The 20960-nt window shown below is 59.8% G+C and carries 18 protein-coding genes; 8 read left to right on the top strand and 10 right to left on the bottom strand.

Annotated features, from left to right (window positions below; all coding sequences use genetic code 11):
• From ACOYXJ_RS17810 to ACOYXJ_RS17790, 5 genes are all read left to right on the top strand, one after another.
• Complete coding sequence (locus ACOYXJ_RS17810) at nt 1–1335, top strand: TRZ/ATZ family hydrolase (RefSeq protein WP_460370753.1); 1335 nt, start codon at nt 1–3, stop codon at nt 1333–1335.
• A 56-nt stretch (nt 1336–1391) separates the two neighbouring features.
• Nucleotides 1392–2090 (top strand): bifunctional 2-polyprenyl-6-hydroxyphenol methylase/3-demethylubiquinol 3-O-methyltransferase UbiG, encoded by a 699-nt coding sequence (gene ubiG / locus ACOYXJ_RS17805; RefSeq protein WP_460370751.1) that lies wholly within the window; start codon nt 1392–1394, stop codon nt 2088–2090.
• Nucleotides 2091–2094: 4 nt separating this feature from the next.
• Entirely contained in the window at nt 2095–2766 is a 672-nt protein-coding gene (mupP, locus tag ACOYXJ_RS17800) for an N-acetylmuramic acid 6-phosphate phosphatase MupP (protein WP_460370749.1), read from the top strand.
• Nucleotides 2767–2838: 72 nt separating this feature from the next.
• Nucleotides 2839–3579, top strand: coding sequence for a YciK family oxidoreductase (locus ACOYXJ_RS17795; protein ID WP_460370747.1), 741 nt, complete (start codon nt 2839–2841; stop codon nt 3577–3579).
• A gap of 361 nt (nt 3580–3940) precedes the next feature.
• Nucleotides 3941–4867, top strand: coding sequence for a GGDEF domain-containing protein (locus tag ACOYXJ_RS17790; RefSeq protein ID WP_095120525.1), 927 nt, complete (start codon nt 3941–3943; stop codon nt 4865–4867).
• A 133-nt stretch (nt 4868–5000) separates the two neighbouring features.
• Here ACOYXJ_RS17790 and ACOYXJ_RS17785 read toward each other — a convergent pair whose 3' ends face one another.
• The 7 genes from ACOYXJ_RS17785 to ACOYXJ_RS17755 all read right to left on the bottom strand — a co-directional run bounded on the left by ACOYXJ_RS17785 (nt 5001) and on the right by ACOYXJ_RS17755 (nt 12837).
• Nucleotides 5001–5762, bottom strand: a complete 762-nt coding sequence (locus tag ACOYXJ_RS17785) for a TenA family transcriptional regulator (RefSeq protein ID WP_189683916.1) — start codon at nt 5760–5762, stop codon at nt 5001–5003.
• 79 nt (nt 5763–5841) lie between these two features.
• The gene (locus tag ACOYXJ_RS17780) at nt 5842–8301 is read right to left on the bottom strand and encodes an EAL domain-containing protein (protein WP_460370744.1); all 2460 of its coding nucleotides are present in this window, start codon (nt 8299–8301) and stop codon (nt 5842–5844) included.
• 201 nt (nt 8302–8502) lie between these two features.
• A complete protein-coding gene (locus ACOYXJ_RS17775; protein ID WP_460370742.1) occupies nt 8503–10329 on the bottom strand; it encodes an ABC transporter ATP-binding protein in 1827 nt (608 codons plus the stop codon).
• Nucleotides 10322–10924 (bottom strand): DsbA family protein, encoded by a 603-nt coding sequence (locus ACOYXJ_RS17770; protein ID WP_174245131.1) that lies wholly within the window; start codon nt 10922–10924, stop codon nt 10322–10324. Before ACOYXJ_RS17770 ends, ACOYXJ_RS17775 begins: the two co-directional genes overlap by 8 nt.
• Before the next feature lie 35 nt (nt 10925–10959).
• Nucleotides 10960–11901 (bottom strand): oxygen-dependent tRNA uridine(34) hydroxylase TrhO, encoded by a 942-nt coding sequence (gene trhO / locus ACOYXJ_RS17765; protein ID WP_150729928.1) that lies wholly within the window; start codon nt 11899–11901, stop codon nt 10960–10962.
• 102 nt (nt 11902–12003) lie between these two features.
• The gene (locus ACOYXJ_RS17760; RefSeq protein WP_007908388.1) at nt 12004–12303 is read right to left on the bottom strand and encodes a BolA family protein; all 300 of its coding nucleotides are present in this window, start codon (nt 12301–12303) and stop codon (nt 12004–12006) included.
• Nucleotides 12304–12315: 12 nt separating this feature from the next.
• Nucleotides 12316–12837, bottom strand: a complete 522-nt coding sequence (locus ACOYXJ_RS17755) for a DUF2059 domain-containing protein (protein ID WP_053122485.1) — start codon at nt 12835–12837, stop codon at nt 12316–12318.
• 193 nt (nt 12838–13030) lie between these two features.
• Between ACOYXJ_RS17755 and ACOYXJ_RS17750 the strand changes: the two genes are divergently transcribed.
• Entirely contained in the window at nt 13031–14425 is a 1395-nt protein-coding gene (locus ACOYXJ_RS17750) for a class II fumarate hydratase (protein WP_007908383.1), read from the top strand.
• A gap of 103 nt (nt 14426–14528) precedes the next feature.
• Here ACOYXJ_RS17750 and ACOYXJ_RS17745 read toward each other — a convergent pair whose 3' ends face one another.
• Nucleotides 14529–15488: a DMT family transporter gene (locus ACOYXJ_RS17745; protein ID WP_460370739.1), complete on the bottom strand. Its 960-nt coding sequence runs from the start codon at nt 15486–15488 to the stop codon at nt 14529–14531.
• A 211-nt stretch (nt 15489–15699) separates the two neighbouring features.
• On the opposite strand from ACOYXJ_RS17745, the gene ACOYXJ_RS17740 reads away from it, so the two are divergent.
• Entirely contained in the window at nt 15700–15903 is a 204-nt protein-coding gene (locus ACOYXJ_RS17740) for a DUF6316 family protein (protein WP_460370737.1), read from the top strand.
• Nucleotides 15904–16005: 102 nt separating this feature from the next.
• Here ACOYXJ_RS17740 and ACOYXJ_RS17735 read toward each other — a convergent pair whose 3' ends face one another.
• Together ACOYXJ_RS17735 and pap are read right to left on the bottom strand one after the other, a co-directional pair.
• Entirely contained in the window at nt 16006–17190 is a 1185-nt protein-coding gene (locus tag ACOYXJ_RS17735) for a thiolase family protein (protein WP_460370735.1), read from the bottom strand.
• 103 nt (nt 17191–17293) lie between these two features.
• On the bottom strand, nt 17294–18808 hold the full coding sequence (pap, locus tag ACOYXJ_RS17730) for a polyphosphate:AMP phosphotransferase (RefSeq protein ID WP_460370733.1): 1515 nt from the start codon (nt 18806–18808) through the stop codon (nt 17294–17296).
• A gap of 171 nt (nt 18809–18979) precedes the next feature.
• Here pap and mnmC point away from each other — a divergent pair, with 171 nt between their 5' ends.
• Complete coding sequence (gene mnmC / locus ACOYXJ_RS17725) at nt 18980–20959, top strand: bifunctional tRNA (5-methylaminomethyl-2-thiouridine)(34)-methyltransferase MnmC2/FAD-dependent 5-carboxymethylaminomethyl-2-thiouridine(34) oxidoreductase MnmC1 (protein WP_150793056.1); 1980 nt, start codon at nt 18980–18982, stop codon at nt 20957–20959.
• Nucleotide 20960 lies beyond the last annotated feature (1 nt).

Here is a 20960-nt window from a genome sequence, read left to right as displayed (position 1 = left end):
ATGCCGAAACCTGCCATTGCGCTCGACTTATTATTGCTGCCGACCTGGCTGGTACCCGTCGAACCTGCAGGCGTTGTGCTCAAGGAGCACGGCCTGGGCATCCGCGACGGTCGCATCGTGTTTATCGGCCCGCGCGCCGAAGCATTGAAGTGTAACGCCACGGAAATCCGCGAACTGCCGGATGTGTTGCTGGCTCCGGGCCTGATCAATGCGCACGGCCACGCAGCGATGACGCTGTTCCGCGGCCTGGCCGATGATCTGCCGCTGATGACCTGGCTGGAAAACCACATCTGGCCGGCCGAGGCCAAGTGGGTCGATGAAGACTTCGTTCGTGACGGCACTGATCTGGCCATTGCCGAGCAGATCAAGGGCGGCATCACTTGTTTCTCGGACATGTATTTCTTCCCGAAAGTCGCCAGCGAGCGCGTGCACAACAGCGGCATTCGCGCGCAGATCGCCATTCCGATCCTCGATTTCCCGATCCCGGGCGCCAGCAGCGCCGATGAAGCCATTCGTCAGGGCGTCGAACTGTTCGGCGATCTGAAGCATCACGAACGCATCAAGATCACCTTCGGCCCTCATGCACCGTACACCGTCGGCGACGAGAATCTGGAAAAAATCCGCGTGATTGCCGAGGAGTTGGACGCCTCGATCCATATGCACGTGCACGAAACCGCGTTCGAAGTTCAGCAGTCACTGGAGCAGCGCGGTGAACGCCCGCTGGCCCGCCTCGGCCGCCTCGGTCTGCTCGGCCCGCGCTTCCAGGCCGTGCACATGACCCAGATCAGCGATGACGACCTGGCGTTGCTGGTAGAAAGCAACACCAGCGTGATCCACTGCCCGGAATCCAACCTCAAACTGGCCAGCGGTTTTTGCCCGGTCGAGCGTTTGTGGCAGGCTGGCGTCAACGTGGCCGTTGGCACCGATGGCGCCGCCAGCAATAACGATCTCGATCTACTCGGCGAAACCCGCACCGCTGCGCTGCTGGCCAAAGCCGTCGCCGGTTCCGCCACCGCACTCGACGCCCATCGTGCGCTGCGCATGGCCACACTGAATGGCGCACGGGCACTGGGAATCGAAGCACAGGTTGGCTCACTGGAGATCGGCAAAGCTGCCGACATCGTCGCTTTCGACCTGTCCGGTCTGGCGCAGCAACCGGTGTATGACCCGGTTTCGCAGCTTATATACGCCACCGGCCGCGACTGCGTGAAGCATCTGTGGGTCGCCGGCAAACAACTGCTCGACGACCGCCGCCTGACGCGACTGGACGAAGCACAACTGGGCGCCACCGCCCGGGCCTGGGGCCAGCGCATCAGCGGCCACAAAGAATCGTAAAAACCCCGGAACACAAACCGGGGCTACAGCCTTTTTCAAGTTTTAGAGGATTTAACATGAGCAACGTCGACCACGCCGAAATCGCCAAATTCGAAGCCCTGGCCCATCGCTGGTGGGATCGTGAAAGCGAATTCAAACCGCTGCACGACATCAACCCGCTGCGGGTCAACTGGATTGACGAGCGGGTCAATCTGGCCGGCAAGAAAGTCCTCGACGTCGGTTGCGGCGGCGGCATCCTCAGCGAAGCCATGGCGCAACGTGGCGCCACTGTGATGGGCATCGACATGGGCGAAGCGCCGCTGGCGGTCGCGCAACTGCATCAACTGGAATCCGGCGTCAACGTCGAATACCGCCAGATCACCGCCGAAGACCTCGCTGAAGAAATGCCTGAGCAGTTCGACGTAGTGACCTGCCTTGAGATGCTCGAGCACGTACCGGATCCATCGTCAGTCATCCGCGCCTGCTTCCGCATGGTCAAGCCCGGCGGCCAGGTGTTCTTCTCGACCATCAACCGCAACCCGAAGGCGTATCTGTTCGCCATCATCGGCGCTGAATACATCATGAAGCTGCTGCCGCGCGGCACCCACGACTTCAAGAAATTCATTCGCCCGTCCGAGCTCGGCGCGTGGAGCCGTATGACCGGCCTGACCGTCAAGGACATCATCGGCTTGACCTACAACCCGCTGACCAAGCATTACAAGCTGGCCAACGACGTTGACGTCAACTACATGATCCAGACCCTGCGCGAGGAGTAAGCCGATGGCCATCAGAGCAGTTCTCTTCGACATGGACGGCACCCTGCTCGACACGGCGCCGGACTTCATCGCCATCTGCCAGGCGATGCGCGCTGATCGCGGCTTGCCGCCGATCAACGACAAGCACATCCGCGACGAGATTTCCGGCGGCGCCAAAGCCATGGTCGCGGTGACGTTCTCGATGGACCCGGAATCGCCGGGCTTCGAAGAACTGCGCCTGGAGTTTCTTGAGCGCTATCTGGTCGGTTGCGCCGTACACAGCAAGCTGTTCGACGGCATGGGTGAACTGCTCGCCGATATCGAGAAGGCCAATTTGATCTGGGGCGTGGTGACTAACAAGCCTTTGCGCTTCGCCGAGCCGATCATGCAGCAACTGGGATTGGCGGAGCGTTCGGCCTTGCTGATCTGCCCGGATCACGTGAAGAACAGCAAGCCGGATCCGGAGCCGTTGATCCTTGCGTGCAAGATGCTTGATCTGGATCCGTCGAACGTTCTGTTTGTGGGCGATGATCTGCGTGATATCGAATCGGGCCGCGACGCCGGTACGAAAACCGCTGCGGTGACGTTTGGCTACATTCACCCGGACGACAATCCACGTCACTGGGGCGCGGACGTTGTGGTGGATCATCCGTCGGAGTTGCGCAAGGTGCTCGATAGCGCGCTTTGCAGTTGCTGAGACCTGACGCGGAGCGTCACTGCCTGCATTCCCACGCAGAGCGTGGGAACGATCTGACTTGATGAGGTTTTTATGTTTGATTACTCCGCTCGTCCCGAATTGCTCAAGGATCGGGTCATTCTGGTCACCGGTGCCGGTCGTGGCATTGGCGCGGCGGCCGCGAAAACCTACGCCGCTCATGGCGCTACGGTATTGCTGCTGGGCAAAACCGAAGCCAATCTGACCCAGGTCTACGACGAGATCGAAGCCGCCGGCCATCCGCAACCGGCAGTGATTCCGTTCAACCTCGAAACCGCCCTGCCCCATCAGTACGATGAGCTGGCCGTGATGATCGAGAGCGAATTCGGTCACCTCGACGGATTGCTGCACAACGCTTCGATCATCGGCCCACGCACGCCGATCGAGCAGTTGTCCGGTGAAAACTTCATGCGCGTCATGCAGGTCAACGTCAACGCCATGTTCATGCTGAGCAGCACTCTGCTGCCGCTGCTCAAGCTGTCGCAGGATGCATCGGTGGTGTTCACTTCCAGCAGCGTCGGGCGCAAAGGCCGGGCGTACTGGGGCGCTTATGGCGTGTCGAAGTTCGCTACCGAAGGCCTGATGCAAACCCTGGCCGATGAAGTCGACGGTGTGGCGCCAGTACGCTCGAACAGCATCAACCCCGGCGGTACGCGCACCAGCATGCGTGCTCAGGCCTATCCGGGGGAAAACCCGCTGAACAATCCGACGCCGGAAGAAATCATGCCGGTCTACCTGTACCTGATGGGCCCGGACAGCACCGGCATCAACGGCCAGGCATTCAACGCGCAATAACTGCCATACGTCGCATTTGTTGCCGCGGCAGATTCCTGTCGCGGCACGCATTTGCCGCTGATGACTGTCATATTTCAGTCAATTTTCCAGCGCATCCATCCCTCATCATCAGCCAACTCATTGATTCAAAACGGTTTAAATAAAACCGAACCGAATGGCACGACTTTCGCTCTAATTTCTCTCAAAACAAGCCACGTGAAGGCAATGGGGCGAGCCCGATTTCGATAGCTTACTAATCGTCATCCGGCAGACTAGACTTACGCCAAACGTCCTACGGGACTGATGGATCAGTACGACGCGCAGCCCATAGCCGCTCTCACCCAGCCTGTAAGACAGACTTACTGCTAAGGGTTCACGCCATATGAAATCACCCTCCCAGACCAATGCAATTGACTTTGACAGTGCCAAATTGCAACGCCTGGGCTTTGGTCAACTGCCGCCCCTTCTGGAGCGACCGGCCAATCTGGCGCAATTGCGTCAGCAAATGAGCCTGCAGCTGCAAACCAGTCTTGAGCCGCAACGCATCCTCGGCCTGTTTTTCCGCGAAGTTCAGCGCCTTGTACCGCTGGACGCGCTGAGCTACGTGCACCAGGGCAGCGATCTGCGCCTGGAGTTCGGTACCCGCGGCCACCATTCGATCAGCTATAGCCTGAGCCACGAAGGCGAGCATATGGGCGAACTGGTGTTCCGTCGCAATCAGCGCTTCAACGAACAGGATCAGGGCAACCTTGAATCGCTGTTGTCGTCGCTGCTGTACCCGATGCGCAATGCCCTGCTCTACCGCGCCGCCACGCAGAGCGCCCTGCGTGATCCGCTGACCGGCGCCGGTAACCGCATCGCCATGGAGCAGACCTTGCAGCGCGAGATCGACATGTCGCGTCGGCATGTGCAGCCGCTCTCGGTGCTGATGCTCGACATCGATCACTTCAAACGGGTCAACGACAGCCACGGCCACAGCGCCGGCGATGACGTACTTAAAGCCATCGCCGCGACCATCAAGGCGCAGCTGCGCAATGTCGACATGGTATTTCGTTACGGTGGCGAAGAGTTTCTGGTGCTGCTGTCCAATACCGGCCGGGATGCGGCCGCAATGGTCGGCGAACGGCTGCGCTATGCGACGCAGGCAGCTGAATACTATGCGGACGGGCAGTTGATCGAATTGACTGTGAGCCTGGGATGTTCGACGTTGTTACCGGGCGAATCGGCCGACAGTTTGCTGCGCCGCGCTGACAGTGCGCTGTACGTGGCCAAGCGTGAAGGGCGTAACCGGTTGGCCATGGCGGGCTGACACCTTTCGAGCAGCACAAAACAGTGTGGGAGCGAGCCTGCTCGCGAATGCAATCGGACATTCAACCATGAGTTGACTGACGGACCGCTTTCGCGAGCAGACTCGCTCCCACATTAGTTTCATGTAGCCGGAATCAGCTCTCGACTACCGCCCTGCGCTCTCGGTTGACCAACAAGCGTTCCGACGTTTCCAGTTGCATGCAACGCTCCAGAAACAGGTACATGTAGTCGTAGCTCTTGCACACTGCCTGACGCAGTTCTTCCTGCAAAGCCTTGGTCGGGTTCATCCCGGCCAGGGTGCAGATGATTTCCAGCGCCTCCCAAGGGTGAGCATCGTCATACTGGGCGTGCATCTTCAGCCACTTCATTGCACGCTTGCGGTCTTCTTCAGGAAACGCCGCCGCGTAAACTCCCGTCGAACAAACCACAGCCGACCACTCCCCGGTCGCGCCCTCGATGGCGTAGTTGGTGGCGGCGATAGCCACGATCAGCGAATCGGCCGAACTGGTGTGCCAGCACCAGTGACTCAGGGCATGCAGTTCCGGTGGCACATGTTGGGCCTGGAGATCTTCAAGACTGACGCCATGGGCACGACTCCAATGCACCCAGTAATCAGCGTGATTGAGTTCAACGCGGATATTGCGCATCAGCCAGCGCCGCGCCATGTCTTCGCCCGGGTGGCGGGCAAACCGGGTTTTGGTGAGATTCTGCGCCATGTACAACGCGAACTGCTCGACCACTGGCCAGCCGCCAATCAGGTACTGACGCATGGTTCTGGCACTGAGCTTGTTATCCCGCATGCGCATATACAACTCATGTTCGACAACCCGGCGCTTGCTCTCGCTGCAATCCTCAATGAGCTGTTGCGCCCAGGCAGGATAACTTGCAGCTTCCATGAGTGGTCCGGTTCGGTTGAATGTGTCGATCACTGTTCGGCTCCTTTTGATTTGTGATTGTAAGGATCGGCGAGAGACTTCAACGGAACGTGCCAGGCGCTTTGAATAACAGCGGCTGCGGTCTGGCGGGCCGACTTTGCAAACTGTCACAGGTAAACAACTGTGGGCGTTCTATAACATAACCCTGAGCGTAGTCCACACCGATTTCAAGCAATGCCTGCTCGATCTGGGTTGTTTCAACAAACTCGGCAATTGTCTGCTTACCCATGACATGCCCGATGTGATTGATCACTTCGACCATTGCGCGGTTAATCGGGTCGTCCAGCATATCCTTTACGAAACTCCCGTCGATCTTCAGGAAGTCTACAGGCAAATGTTTCAGATAAGCGAATGAAGACATTCCGGCACAAAAGTCATCAAGTGAGAAATAACAACCTAAGCCTTTGAGTTCATTAATAAATCTAATTGCACTCCCCAAGTTTGAAATTGCACTGGTCTCGGTAATTTCAAAACAAATCATTTCAGGCGGTATCGCATAGTTAACAAATTGCTCTCGCAGAAAGTGCAAAAACGCGTCATCTCCTATAGTAATGCCTGACAGATTAATCGCACACATCGCTAATGGCCGTTTATGCTCTTGCGCAATACATTGAGCAATAACCTTAAATACGTTCTGAACTACCCAGCGGTCCAGTTGACTCATCAAACCATAGCGTTCGGCGGCTGGAATGAAACTGTCCGGCAGAATCATCCGCCCGGCTTCATCATGCAGTCGCAGCAGAATCTCGATGTGCCCACCCATGTTGTCGCCCGGCTTGAGCGGCGCGATTTCCTGGGCGTACAGACAAAAACGGTTTTCTTCCAGCGCCATGTGCAGACGCTGCACCCACGCCATTTCGCCAAAGCGCAGCGACAGCTCGGAATCGTCGGCGTGGTAGACCTGCACCCGGTTGCGGCCCTTCTCCTTGGCCATGTAACAGGCCATATCGGCCGCGCGCAGTGAGGTTTCGAGGGTGGTCGGGGTTTGTGCGATATGCACCAGACCAATGCTCACCGTGGTCAGGAATGGCCGCCCCTTCCAGACAAAATGCAGATTCTGCACCGTCTGGCGCAACGCCTCGGCTATCTTTTCCGCCGCTTCCGGTGCGCAGTTCTCCAGCAGAATGCCGAATTCATCACCGCCAAGGCGCGCCAGCGTATCGCCTTCGCGCAGCCCCGATTGCAACAACGTGCAAATGTGCCGCAACAGCTCATCACCGGCGGCGTGACCACAGGTGTCGTTGACCAGTTTGAATTGATCGAGGTCGAGGAACATCAGCGCATGCCGCCCGGAATGGCGCGTAAGGTTGTGCAGCGCCTGCTCCAGGCGATATTCAAACTCGCGGCGGTTGGCCAGCCCGGTCAGCGCATCATGGGTCGCCTGCCACGACAGATTGGCGATGTATTGCCGCTCCTGAGTCATGTCGTGCAGCACCAGCACCGTGCCGCTGACCTTGCCGGCATTACGGATCGGCGCGCCGACCAGCGTCACCGACAACGTTGTGCCATCGAGGCGCTGGATCAGTTTCGAATGCTCGCTACCGCCGCTGAGTTTGCCGCTCAGAATGTGCTCGATCAGCGTCAGGCCTTCGGCCTGAGCGTTGTCGTCGAGCAAATTGAACAGCGCGGCCAGCGGCAGGCCGGCCGCCTGCTCGGCCTTCCAGTGAGTCATGGATTCGGCGGCAGGGTTCATGTAATCGATGGCACCGCTGACATCGGTGGTGATGACGCCATCACCGATCGAATGCAAGGTGACGTGCGCCCGATCCTTCTCCAGTTGCAGCGCCTCGGCAAAGGCATGACGCTGCTTGAGCAGTTTGTGTGTGCGCCACAAGGCCAGCACGATCAACCCAAGTGCCGTGGCCAGGTTGGTGAACAGCAGCAGACGCATGATCATCCGCGAGCCTTCGCCCAAAGCATCGCTGAAGGCTTTCGCCGCCGGGGTGACGCCATCATTGATAGCGAAAATCCGCGCCTTCCAGCGCTGGACATCGGCACTGTTGGCGGTGTTCTGCGAGATGCTGCGGTGCATCTCCTGCGCCACATCATCCAGCTCGACCAGATAGGCGTCACCGACGGTCCAGCGATCAATGGCAGTTTCCAGATAACTGAAATGGCGGAAGTTGAGGTACAGCCAGATCAGGCTGGAGACGTCATCCGGGTGGTTGCCGCCCTTGAGAATACCTTCGCGCGCTGCGGCCAGATCCGGCGGTTGATGATCCAGCGCCAGGCGCAACTGATGCCCGCCTTGTGGCACGGCAATCGCGTTGCGGTATTTGAGGAAAATTGCCTCGTCGCGGCTATCGGCATACAGATTGAGGTAGTAGATCGCGTCTTTCTGGCCCTTGGACCAAAGGCTTTCACCGGCGACATAACCGCGAACGGCCGACAGCACGTAAAGACTCACGCCACCCAATAACGCTTGAAACAACACGACGGCAATAAATGGCCAGACGATGCCCAACAACCGTGGCGTTCCGAGAGTCCGCTTTTGCTTCATGAGATCCCTTGCGCAAGCACTGCCAGATGAACACCGGAAAATCCCGCTCCTGACAGCTCAGCCTAGGCTAATTTTCGCCAAGTCAAAGGGACAGCTCTGCCGTCCTCTAGGTCGATTGTGCAAATGGCTGGTCTGCGTGAACGTTCCGGTTGAGTTTACTCAATGCAATTCAAGCACTAAGCACAGAAACCGGAACGAAACTCAAGGGCGCTGGATCTGCTGCAGGTGACCATAGAGCTTGGCATACAGGCCACCGTCAGCGATCAACTGCTGATGATCGCCGTCTTCAGCGACCTGACCACCATCGAACACCAGCACGCGATCAGCCTGCTTCACCGCTGACAGACGGTGGGCAATGATCAGCGTGGTGCGGCCATTGAGAAAGCGCGCCATGGCCTGATGCAGGTTGTATTCGGTGGCGGCGTCGAGGGCCGAAGTGGCTTCGTCGAGGATGACGACTTTCGGCTCGGCGAGGATCATCCGCGCAATGGCCAGACGTTGCCGCTGACCACCCGACAGACGCACACCGGAACGACCGACAATACTGTCCAGGCCATTGGGCAAGGCGCGGATGGTCGCTTCGAGCTGAGCGATTTCCAGCGCCTGCCAGCAGGCTTCGTCACTGCGGGTGCGGCCCATGGTCAGGTTGGCGCGCACGGTATCGTTGAACAGCGCCGGGTGCTGCAGCACCACCGCGACGTTTTCCCGCACCGTGTCCAGGCCGATCTCCTGCTGGGTCGAACCGCCGAAACGGATGCTGCCGGACACTGGCGTATACAGCCCGAGCAGCAATTGCACGAGGGTACTTTTGCCACCGCCGCTGGCGCCGACAATCGCGACTTTTTCACCGGGAGCGATCGACAGATTCAGTTGATCCAGCACCAGCTCGTCACCGTAGCCGAAGCTCAGGCCTTGCACCTGAATGCCGACGGTGTCGCGGCCCTTGAACGGATCGACGCCGCCGGGATATTGCGGCTCATCGGCGCGCGCCAGCAGTTCGTTGATCCGCGCCAGCGCCCCGCCCGCCGCGTAGTAGGCGTATTGCAGGTTGAGCAGTTGTTCGACCGGGCCGATCATGAACCACAGGTAGCTGAACACCGCGAGCATCTGACCGATCGACAGGTCGGAGAACAACACCGTGAGCATCGCCGCCGCGCGGAAAATGTCGATGCCGAACTGAAACAACAAGCCGCTGGCGCGGTTGGAAGCGTCGGTTTTCCACTGCGAGTTGACCGCGTAGTTGCGCACTTCCTGCGCACGCAGGCCGAGTCGCCCAAGGAAGAAGCCCTGACGGTTGCCGGCACGGATCTCCTGAATCGCATCAAGGGTTTCGCTCAACGCTTGAGTAAAGCGTGAGGTGCTGTCGTTCTCGAGTTTCTTCAGGTGTTTGACGCGTTTGCCCAACTGCACCGTGGCGTAGATCACCAGCGGGTTGAACAGCAGAATCAGCAGCGCCAGTTTCCAGTGCATCCACATTAGAATGCTGGCGGTGCCAACCAGCGTCAGCATCGCCACCAGAAAACGGCTGAGGGTTTCGCCGACGAATTTGTCGAGGGTATCGAGATCGGTGACCAGATGCGTGGTCACCGTGCCGCTGCCGAGGCTTTCGTATTCGCCGAGGGAAATGCGCTTGAGGCGTTCGATCAAGCGCACGCGAATGCGGTAAACGATGTCTTTGGCCAAGCGCGCAAACAGGCGCGACTGCAATACGCCAAAGCACAGCGAGCCGCATCGCAGAGTCAAGGTGACCAATAGCATCAGACCGATGTAGCCCGCCGCTTGCTGCCACATCGACGGCAGTACATGGTTCATGACTTGCAGTGCCGCATCGCCGTGGCCGAGCAGGACTTCGTCCACCAGCAATGGCAGCAGCAATGGGATCGGCACGCTGCACAGCGTCGCCAGCACAGCCACGCCGTTAGCGATCCACAGGGATTTTTTGTGAGTGAGTGCCAGTCGCCGGACTTCTGCCCAGCTCAGCCGGTCGACATGCTTTACGGCTGGCGTGTCATCGGCCCGATCAGACACAGGCCGCACGCTCCAGCCAGCGGCCGAGCAATGGCGACAGTTCACTGAGCGGTTGATAGCCGTTGGTCAGCAGTGCCAGTTGGCCGTTGCGCTCGGCCAGCAGGGTCGGAAAACCGGCGATACCGAGATCCTGCACCCAACTGAAATCGGCCTGAGTCGCTTTGTGCTGATCGGCATGATCGAACAACGCAGCGAATTCGATGCGCGGCACGCCGGCCTTTTCTGCCAGCTCGACCAGCACGCTGGCCTGGGTGACATCGCGACCTTCAGCGTAAAACGCCTGCTGGATCAGCCCGACGAGTTTCCACGCGCAATCCGGCGCCAGGCTGCGCGCAGTAACGATCGCCCGGCAGGCCGGCTCAGTGTCATAGACAAAACCATCGGGCAACGCACCGTCGAACTTGAACGCCTGACCGGTGGCCTCGGTGACCGCTTGCCAGTGTTCAAGAATGTAGCGACGCGTAGTCGGCTCCAGCGCCGAGCCACTGCCGGTGCGCAAACCACCGACCACCAGATGCAACTCCACCCCGGCTGCCTGCGCCTGCTCGACCAATGCCTTGGCCACCGGAGCAAAACCCCAGCACCAGGAACACATCGGATCCATCACATAGAGCAGGCGTGCAGACATGGTTAAGCCTCGGTGGATGCTTGCTTGTAGTTGTAGCCGATCGGGTGCGGCATGTTGCGCGCCTTGGCCAGTTCGATCTGCTTCTGCCGATCGATGGCGCTGCGGCGGGTTTTCTCGCTCAGCTTGTCCCAGCAATGCGGGCAACTGATGCCGGCGACGTAATGCTCGGAGGCGCGATCTTCAACACTGACCGGTGTGCGGCATGCATGACATTGATCGTAGTCGCCTTCGCTGAGGTCGTGACGCACGGTCACGCGGTTGTCGAACACGAAGCAGTCGCCCTGCCACTTGGTTTCCTCCTGCGGCACCTCTTCAAGGTACTTCAGGATGCCGCCCTTGAGGTGGTAAACCTCTTCGTAGCCTTCGCCGAGCATGTAGCTCGAGGCTTTCTCGCAGCGAATGCCGCCGGTGCAGAACATCGCGACCTTCTTGTGCACGGCCGGATCGAAGTGTTCTTTGATGTAGTCAGGGAATTCGCGAAAACTGGTGGTTTTCGGATCGATGGCGCCTTCGAAGGTGCCGATCGATACTTCGTAATCGTTGCGCGTGTCGATCAACAGCACTTCCGGGTCGCTGATCAACGCGTTCCAGTCTTGCGGATCAACGTAGGTGCCGACCTTTTTGTTCGGGTCGACGCCTTCGACACCGAGAGTGACGATCTCTTTCTTCAGTTTGACCTTGGTGCGGTAGAACGGCTGCTCGTCGCAGTACGACTCTTTGTGATCGATGTCGATCATGCGTGGGTCGTTCTTCAGCCAGGCGAGCAGGCCATCAATGCCTTCGCGGCTGCCGGACACGGTGCCGTTGATGCCTTCTTCGGCGATCAGCAGAGTGCCTTTGATCTGGTTGTCGACCATCGCTTGCAGCAGGGGCTCGCGCAGGTCAACGTAATCTTCGAGGGTGACGAACTTATACAGTGCCGCCACGACAATCGGTTGTGTCATGGGTATTTCTCCAGGTGGCTACCCTCGCAAAGGGTGAACCGGATTCAAAAAAAAACGCGCCGGGTAAGCGGCGCGTTGCGGATTCTAGCAAAAAACCGAAGCTTAATGCTTGCTGCCGCCGGCACAGGTTGGCGACGCCGGAGCGGCGCCGATCTCTGCCCATTCCTGCGGGGTGTAGGTGTGCAGCGCCAACGCATGGAACTCGCCCATCAGCTCGCCGAGCGTGCCGTAGACTTTCTGGTGGCGCTTGACCCGGTTCAGGCCGTCGAACTGCGCGCTGACCACCACAGCCTTGAAGTGCGTCTGCAACCCGCGACTGTGCATGTGGCTTTCATCCAGCACTTGCAGGTGCTCAGGCTGAAGCAGGGCCAGCGTCGATTCGATGCGTTGTTGCATGGTCATCACGAACTCCGCTTACGGCTTTTTCTTGGCCGGAGCAGCGCCTTTCGGGGCCAGCTCGTTGGTCATGTCTTCCAGCAGTTTGTTGACTACCGGTACCGCGCTTTCCAGTTTGGCCTGGGTCATCTGGGCCGATTGCTGAGTCAGCTGCGGCATTTTTTCCAGGACTTTCTTGCCCAGTGGCGACTGGTAGAACGCGACCAGATCTTTCAGCTCGGATTCGCTGAAGTTAGTGGTGTAGAGCTTGACCATGTCAGGCTTGAGCTTGTTCCAGCCGATGGCCTGATCCAGCGCAGCGTTGGCTTTGGCCTGGTAGGTTTCCAGCACGGCTTTCTTGGCTTCCGGGGCTTTGGTCTGCTCAAAACGCTGAGCGAACATTTGCTGCACTTGCATGTACACCGGAGTGCCGAGCTTGTCAGCGTGGGCCAGGGTCAGGAAAGCTTCGGCACTGGCGTTGTGGCTGGCGGTATCGGCAAGCACCTGGCCGCTGGCGCAAACCAGTGCAACCGCGGTGCAGATGGCACGAAGACGAGTCATCGAGTTTCCTTTTAAGCAAAGCGAGGTCAAACCCCAAGGGCGACCATTCTGCGCCTAAAAAACCTCGTGGCTCAACCCCCGGGCCTTGCCGCGCTTGATTGGCGGGGTTTTACCGGTCAACAATCGGATCGAGGGAACCACCTGGGCCCGACCGGGCCTAAACTGCGCAAACAGACCAACAGGAGTGTGCACGATGAGCCGTATCGAAACCGACAGCCTGGGCCAGATCGAAGTCCCGGACGACGCCTACTGGGGTGCTCAGACGCAACGCTCGCTGATCAACTTCGCCATTGGTCAGGAACGCATGCCGCTGCCGGTATTGCACGCATTGGCCCTGATCAAGAAAGCCGCCGCCCGCGTCAACGATCGCAACGGTGATCTGCCTGCCGACATCGCCCGCCTGATCGAACAGGCCGCTGACGAAGTCCTCGACGGCCAGCACGACGACCAGTTTCCACTGGTGGTCTGGCAGACCGGCAGCGGCACCCAGAGCAACATGAACGTCAACGAAGTCATCGCCGGGCGCGCCAACGAACTGGCCGGCAACCCGCGCGGCGGCAAGACGCCGGTGCACCCGAACGATCACGTCAACCGCTCGCAAAGTTCCAACGACTGCTTCCCCACTGCGATGAGCATCGCCACCGCGCAAGCTGTGCAGGAGCAACTGCTGCCGGCGATTGCCGAGTTGTCCGGCGGCCTCGCTGAACTGGCCGCGCGGCACATGAAACTGGTGAAAACCGGGCGTACGCACATGATGGATGCGACGCCGATCACCTTTGGCCAGGAGCTCTCCGGATTCATAGCGCAGCTGGATTACGCCGAGCGCGCCATCCGCGCGGCGCTGCCGGCGGTGTGTGAACTGGCCCAGGGCGGCACCGCGGTCGGTACCGGGCTGAATTCGCCGCACGGTTTCGGTGAGGCGATTGCCGCGGAACTGGCGGCACTGTCCGGTCTGCCCTTCGTCACCGCGCCGAACAAGTTTGCCGCCCTCGCCGGCCACGAACCGCTGACCAGCCTCTCCGGCGCGCTGAAAACCCTCGCCGTGGCGCTGATGAAAATCGCCAACGACCTGCGCCTGCTCGGCTCCGGCCCACGCGCAGGCTTTGCCGAAGTGCGCCTGCCGGCGAATGAGCCGGGCAGTTCGATCATGCCGGGCAAGGTCAATCCGACCCAATGCGAGGCACTGTCGATGCTGGCCTGTCAGGTGCTGGGCAACGATGTGACCATCGGCATTGCCGCCAGTCAGGGTCACTTGCAGTTGAACGTATTCAAACCGGTGATCATCCACAACCTGCTGCAATCGATTCGCCTGCTTGCCGACGGTTGCAGCAACTTCCAGCAGCACTGCATCGCCGGGCTGGAGCCGGATGCCGAGGTCATGGCCCGACATCTGGAACGTGGGCTGATGCTGGTGACGGCGTTGAATCCGCACATTGGTTATGACAAATCAGCGGAGATTGCCAAGAAGGCTTACAGCGAAGGGCTGACCTTGCGTGAGGCGGCGTTGGCGTTGGGCTATCTGACCGACGAAGAGTTTGATGCGTGGGTGCGGCCGGAGAACATGATCGAGGCGGGCGCCAAGGGCTGAGATTTGTAGCGTTTCTTAATAAGTCATCGCGAGCAGGCTCATTCCTACAAGGGAATGCGTTCCAAATGTAGGAGTGAGCCTGCTCGCGATGGCCCTGACGCGGTTAGCCTGCCGCCATCTTCATCCGCCGCGCCTTCAACCCGGCAATCAAGGAAGGCCCCAACGCCACCAGCGCCGAACCCAGTACAACCAAGACCGCGCCGCCATAACCCAACCCATTGATCTGCTCGGCATGCACATATTCCGGCCAGATCCCCGCCGCAATTGCCACCGCGCCAAACGTCACCAACGGCGTAATCGCCAACGTCGCACTGACCCGCGACGCCTCCCAATGCGCCAGCGCCTCAGCGAATGCGCCATAGGCAATCAACGTGTTCATGCAGCACGCCAGCAACAGCCAGCCCTGCAACGGACTCAGATTCAGCGCTTCGAGCGGATGCACCCACGGCGTCAGCAACACTGCGCAGAACAGATAAATCACCATCATCACCTGCAGCGAATTCCACACCGTCAGCAATTGCTTCTGGCCCAACGCATAGAAGGTCCACACCGTCGACGCCAACAGCACCAGCAAAACCCCTGCGGTGTAATCCGACAGCGAGGTCAGCAGCTCCGCCAGCCGCTGATTGAAGAACAGCACAAAACCGATCAATAGCACCGCCAAGCCAATCCCCTGGCCGATACTGAAGCGTTCCTTGAACACAAACAGACTGGCGATCAGCAACATGATCGGCCCCATCTGCACCACCAGTTGCGCGGTGCCGGGGCTGAGCAGATTGAGGCCCATCAGGTACAGCACATAGTTGCCAACCAGCCCGAGCACCGCCATCAGCACCAGCCAGCCGCCCTTCGGCCCAAGCACTTTGCGACCAGGCAAACGTTTTACCGCCGCCAGATAGATGAACAGGCAGCCGCCAGACACCAGCAGACGAAACCAGGTCACCGTGACCGGGTCCATCACCAGCAATACCTGTTTGAGCTTGATCGGCAGGATGCCCCACAGAAACGCGGTCAGCAGCGCCAGGAACAAGCCGTAGACCCAGCGACCGGATGAAATGTGCATGGAAACCCCAAAGCCTGCTGACAAGTGCGCTCATTCTAGGCGCGCAGCAGGTCGGGACACAGGGACAGTTAAGGCCAGGACGCGAATGCAACTGTGCAGGTCGCAGCATAAAATTGACGCTGCGCCGTTGATCGGCTGATCGGGCGAGCCAAGTGCTTCAGGCATAAGCTCATTGGATCCCCTTTCAGCACATCAGCCAAGGAGACCGCTCATGTTAGGAATGCGCGCCCGCGACAACGCCCCCGAAATGCACTTTCGCAGCGACCGGGTGTGCCGGGTCAATGGCGAACTGTTTTTCAGCACTCGGGAAAATACCCTTGAGGGGCCGTTTGAGAATGCCGAGAAGGCTGAGCAGGAAATAAAGGCTTATATCGCGCGGATGCAACTTCTGGATTACAACCGGACACCCAACTGATGCCATCGCGAGCAGGCTCACTCCTACAGGGGAACGCATTCCAATTGTAGGAGTGAGCCTGCTCGCGATAGCAATCCACCAGTCTACAAAACACTTCCTGGCTTAACGCACCGCCTCAAACAACCCCGTCGCCCCCATCCCCCCGCCCACACACATCGTCACGATCCCATAACGCAAATTACGCCGCTGCAACTCGCGCACCAGATGCCCGACCTGCCGCGATCCGGTCATGCCAAACGGGTGACCAATGGAAATCGAGCCGCCGTTGACGTTGTACTTGTCGTTATCGATCTCCAGCCGATCTCGGCTGTACAGGCACTGCGAAGCAAACGCCTCATTCAGCTCCCACAAGTCGATATCCGCCACCTGCAAACCTTTCGCCTTGAGCAGCTTGGGCACCGAGAACACCGGGCCGATGCCCATTTCGTCCGGCTCGCAGCCAGCCACGGTAAAACCACGGAAGAACGCTTTCGGCTTGAGCCCCAGTTGCAGGGCTTTTTCCAGGCTCATCACCAAGGTCATCGAGGCGCCGTCGGACAGTTGCGACGAGTTGCCCGCCGTTACCGAACCGTCCTCGGCGAACACCGGCTTCAGCCCGGCGAGGTTTTCATAAGTAGTGTCGGGGCGGTTGCAATCGTCGCGATCCACCACGCCATCGAGAATCTGCACTTCACCGGTGTTTTTGTCCTCGACGCGGTACTTCACCGCCATCGGCACGATTTCATCGTTGAACAGCCCCGCCGCCTGAGCTTGCGCGGTGCGAATCTGACTTTGCAGCGAATAACGATCCTGCGCTTCACGGCTGACGCCATAACGCCGCGCGACCACTTCAGCGGTCTGGCCCATCGTGTAATAGATGCCTGGCGTCTGCTGTTTGAGCAGCGGGTTGATCAGGTGATCGGTGTTGACGCTTTTCATCGTCAGGCTGATCGACTCGACGCCGCCGGCAACGATGATATCGCTGCAACCCGAGGCAATCTGGTTGGCGGCAATCGCAATCGCCTGCAAGCCCGAGGAGCAAAAACGGTTGAGGGTCATGCCGGCAGTGCCGGTGCCCAGACGCGACAGCACCGCAACATTACGACCGATGTTGTAGCCCTGCGCGCCCTCGTTGGAGCCTGCACCAACGATGCAATCCTCGACGCTGGCCGGGTCGATGTCGTTGCGTTCAAGCAGGGCGTTGACGCAATGAGCCGCCATGTCATCGGGACGGGTCTGGTTGAACTTGCCGCGAAAGGATTTGGCCAGGCCAGTCCGCACGCTGTCGACGATCACCACTTCACGCATGGCATACCTCATTGTTGTGGTCAGTTGAGAGTGGACCTGAGCATAAGTCCACCGCATCAACCACCGCGACAATCATTCACCCCGCGTATGCGCGTCTATCGGCTCAGTCCTTGTGTTTCTTCGCACGCTTGTCGGATTTCTCGAAGGCGTCTTCCAGCGCGCGGTTGATCGTGCGCAGCACCTTGACCCGCGCCCAGCGTTTGTCATTGGCCTCGACCAGGGTCCATGGCGAGATCTCGGAACTGGTGCGGTCGACCATATCGCCCACGGCGCCGCGATAGGCGTCCCACTTGTCGCGATTGCGCCAGTCGTCTTCGGTGATCTTGAAGCGCTTGAACGGGATCTCTTCGCGCGCCTGAAAACGCTCCATCTGCGTGTCTTTATCAATGGCCAGCCAGAACTTCACAACGATCACGCCGGCGTCAGCCAATTGCTCTTCGAAATCGTTGATCTCGCCATAGGCGCGCAGCCAGTCGGCCGGCGTGCAGAAACCCTCGACGCGCTCGACCAAGACCCGGCCATACCAGGAACGGTCGAACACGGTGAACTTGCCGCGCGCCGGAATGTGCCGCCAGAAGCGCCACAGGTACGGCTGCGCACGTTCCTCTTCAGTCGGCGCGGCAATCGGCACGATGTTGTATTGACGCGGATCGAGCGCCGCCGCGACCCGGCGGATCGCCCCGCCCTTGCCTGCCGCGTCGTTGCCTTCGAATACCGCGATCAGCGCGTGGCGGCGCATGCGTTTGTCGCGCATCAATCCGGACAGGCGTGCCTGCTCGGTGATCAGTTGTTCTTCGTAGTCTTTCTTCTCCAGGCGCTGGGTCAGGTCGAGGCTGTCGAGCAGGTTCAACTGATCGACCGGCGTGCCCAACGGCGCGGCGCTGACATCGTGGGGATGAACGTCCGGACGCTTCAGCGCATTTTGCAAACCTTCGAGCAGAATCTTGCCAACCGCCAGGCTGCGGTAGTTGGCGTCGGCGCCTTCGATCACATGCCACGGCGCGTAATCACGGCTGGTACGGCGCAGTACTCGCTCGCCGTATTTGACGAACTTGTCGTAAGTCTCCGACTGCTGCCAGTCCAGCGGGCTGATGCGCCAGCTGTGCAACGGGTCATCGGCCAGTGCCTTGAGTCGCGCCTTCATCTGTTTCTTGGACAGGTGAAACCAGAACTTGAAGATCAGCGCGCCTTCATCGCAGAGCATCTTTTCCAGACGCTCGGCACCGGCAATCGCCTGATCCAGACGCGGATCCTTGAACAAGCCGTGCACCCTGCCCTGCAGCATCTGGCTGTACCAGTTGCCGAAGAAAATCCCCATGCGCCCCTTGGCCGGGAGCATCCGCCAGTAGCGCCACGCCGGTGGCCGCGACAATTCCTCATCAGTCTGCTGATCGAAAGTGCGCACCTCGATCAGGCGCGGGTCCATCCACTCGTTGAGCAATTTGACGGTCTCGCCCTTGCCCGCACCCTCGATGCCGTTGATCAGGATGATCACCGGAAAACGCTTCTGCTGCTGCAATTCGAACTGGGCTTCGAGCAAGGCTTCACGCAATGCCGGGACGGCCGCCTCATAGGTGTCTTTGTCGATGGCGTGACCGATTTCAGCGGATTCAAACATGGGACGGCTCCTTCCAGGATTCAGCAAGACTAGCGGATTGGGCACAGCAGCGGCGCAGAAATTCCCGCGGGTGGCGGATTGTCCGTCAGTCTCGGCGACAAGCCTTGCCATGGATCAAGCAACGCCTGCGCGATCGGCTAGAATGGCCGCCTTGTCGTTGCCGAGCCTGCCATGAAAGCCGTATTGCCCCACGCCCAACTCGACTGGGATGACCAGGGACGCCCGCGTTCGCGGGTGTTCGATGACGTGTATTTTTCCGACAAATCAGGTCTGGATGAAACCCGTTATGTGTTCCTCGAACAAAACCGTCTGGCCGAGCGCTTTGCGGCGTTGCCGGCAAGCGGTCGGTTGGTTATTGGTGAAACCGGGTTCGGCACCGGGCTGAATTTTCTCTGTGCCTGGCAGTTGTTCGAGCAACACGCCGTCGCCGGTGCGCGGCTGCATTTTGTCAGCGTCGAAAAATATCCGCTGAGCCCGGCAGACTTGCAGCGGGCCTTGGCCTTGTGGCCGGAACTCAAGCCGCTGGCCGATCAGTTGCTGCGCCATTACGTGGCGATCCATGCCGGTTTTCAGCGCATCACTCTGGCCAACGGCCGCGTGACGCTGACGCTATTGATCGGCGATGCACTGGAGCAACTGCCGCAGCTCGATGCGCAGATCGACGCGTGGTTTCTCGACGGTTTCGCCCCGGCGAAAAACCCCGACATGTGGACTGCCGAACTGTTTGTCGAACTGGCGCGACTGGCAGCGCCCGGCTCGACCATCAGCACTTTCACCAGCACCGGTTGGGTACGACGTTTGCTCAACGCTGCCGGGTTCAAAATGAAGCGCACGCCGGGTATCGGCCATAAATGGGAAATTCTGCGTGGCGAATTTCTTGGCTGGCCGCAGGAGGTTGCGCCGCCAGCGCCGGAAAAGCCGTGGTTTGCTCGCCCTGCGCCGATCGCCGCTGAGCGTCGTGCGCTGGTGATCGGCGCCGGTCTTGCCGGATGTGCCACGGCGTCCAGTCTGGCGGCTCGCGGCTGGCAAGTGACGTTGCTCGAACGCCATGCAGCCGTGGCGCAAGAAGCCTCGGGCAATCCACAGGGCGTGCTGTACTTGAAACTGTCCGCCCACGGCACGGCGTTGTCACAACTGATTGTCAGCGGTTTCGGTTACACCCGACGCCTGCTGGAAACCCTGCAACGCGGCACCGACTGGGACGACTGCGGCGTGCTGCAACTGGCATTCAATGCCAAGGAAGCCGAGCGCCACGCGCAATTGGCGCAAGCCTTCCCGGAAGATCTGTTGCAATGGCTTGATCAGCCCGCGGCGCAGGCCCGCGCCGGTGTCGGTCTGGCCCATGGCGGCTTGTTCTACCCCGAAGGTGGCTGGGTGCATCCGCCCGCGCTCTGTCAGGCGCAAGCGGCGCAGCCAAACATCGAACTGCTCAGTCATCGCGACGTGCTGGAAATACGCAAGGTCGATGATCAGTGGCAAGCCTTCGACGGCGAATGCCTACTCGCCAGTGCCCCCGTAGTCGTGTTGGCCGGTGCTGCCGAGATCAAGCGTTTTGCGCAAAGCGCCGAGCTGCCACTCAAGCGCATTCGTGGGCAGATCACCCGTTTGGCACAGACCGAACAGAGTCAGGTATTGGCCACAGTCGTCTGCGCTGAAGGCTACGTCGCTCCTGCACGACTGGGCGAACACACCCTCGGTGCCAGTTTCGACTTCAATAGTGACGACCTCACCCCGACCACCGCCGAACACCAGGGCAATCTGGCAATGCTTGCAGAGATCTCCGCTGATCTGGTCGCACGCCTGACCATCAGCGAGCAGGATGTCGACAACCTTGAGGGGCGCGCCGCGTTCCGCTGCACCAGCCCGGACTACCTGCCGATCGTCGGTCCGCTGGCCGACCGCAGCGCTTTCATCCAGGCATACGCGGTACTGAGCAAGGATGCCCGGCAAGTGCCGGACATCGCCTGCCCCTGGCTCGACGGTTTATACGTCAACAGCGGTCACGGCTCGCGCGGTCTGATCACCGCGCCGCTGTCCGGCGAGTTGCTCGCCGCGTGGCTGAACGATGAGCCGTTGCCCCTGCCCAGAAGCGTGGCCGAGGCCTGCCACCCCAACCGTTTTGCGTTGCGTCAGTTGATACGCGGCCGGTAAA

This window comes from Pseudomonas sp. Tul2A7 (assembly GCF_054790505.1).
This window is presented reverse-complemented; position numbering and strand designations above follow the sequence as displayed.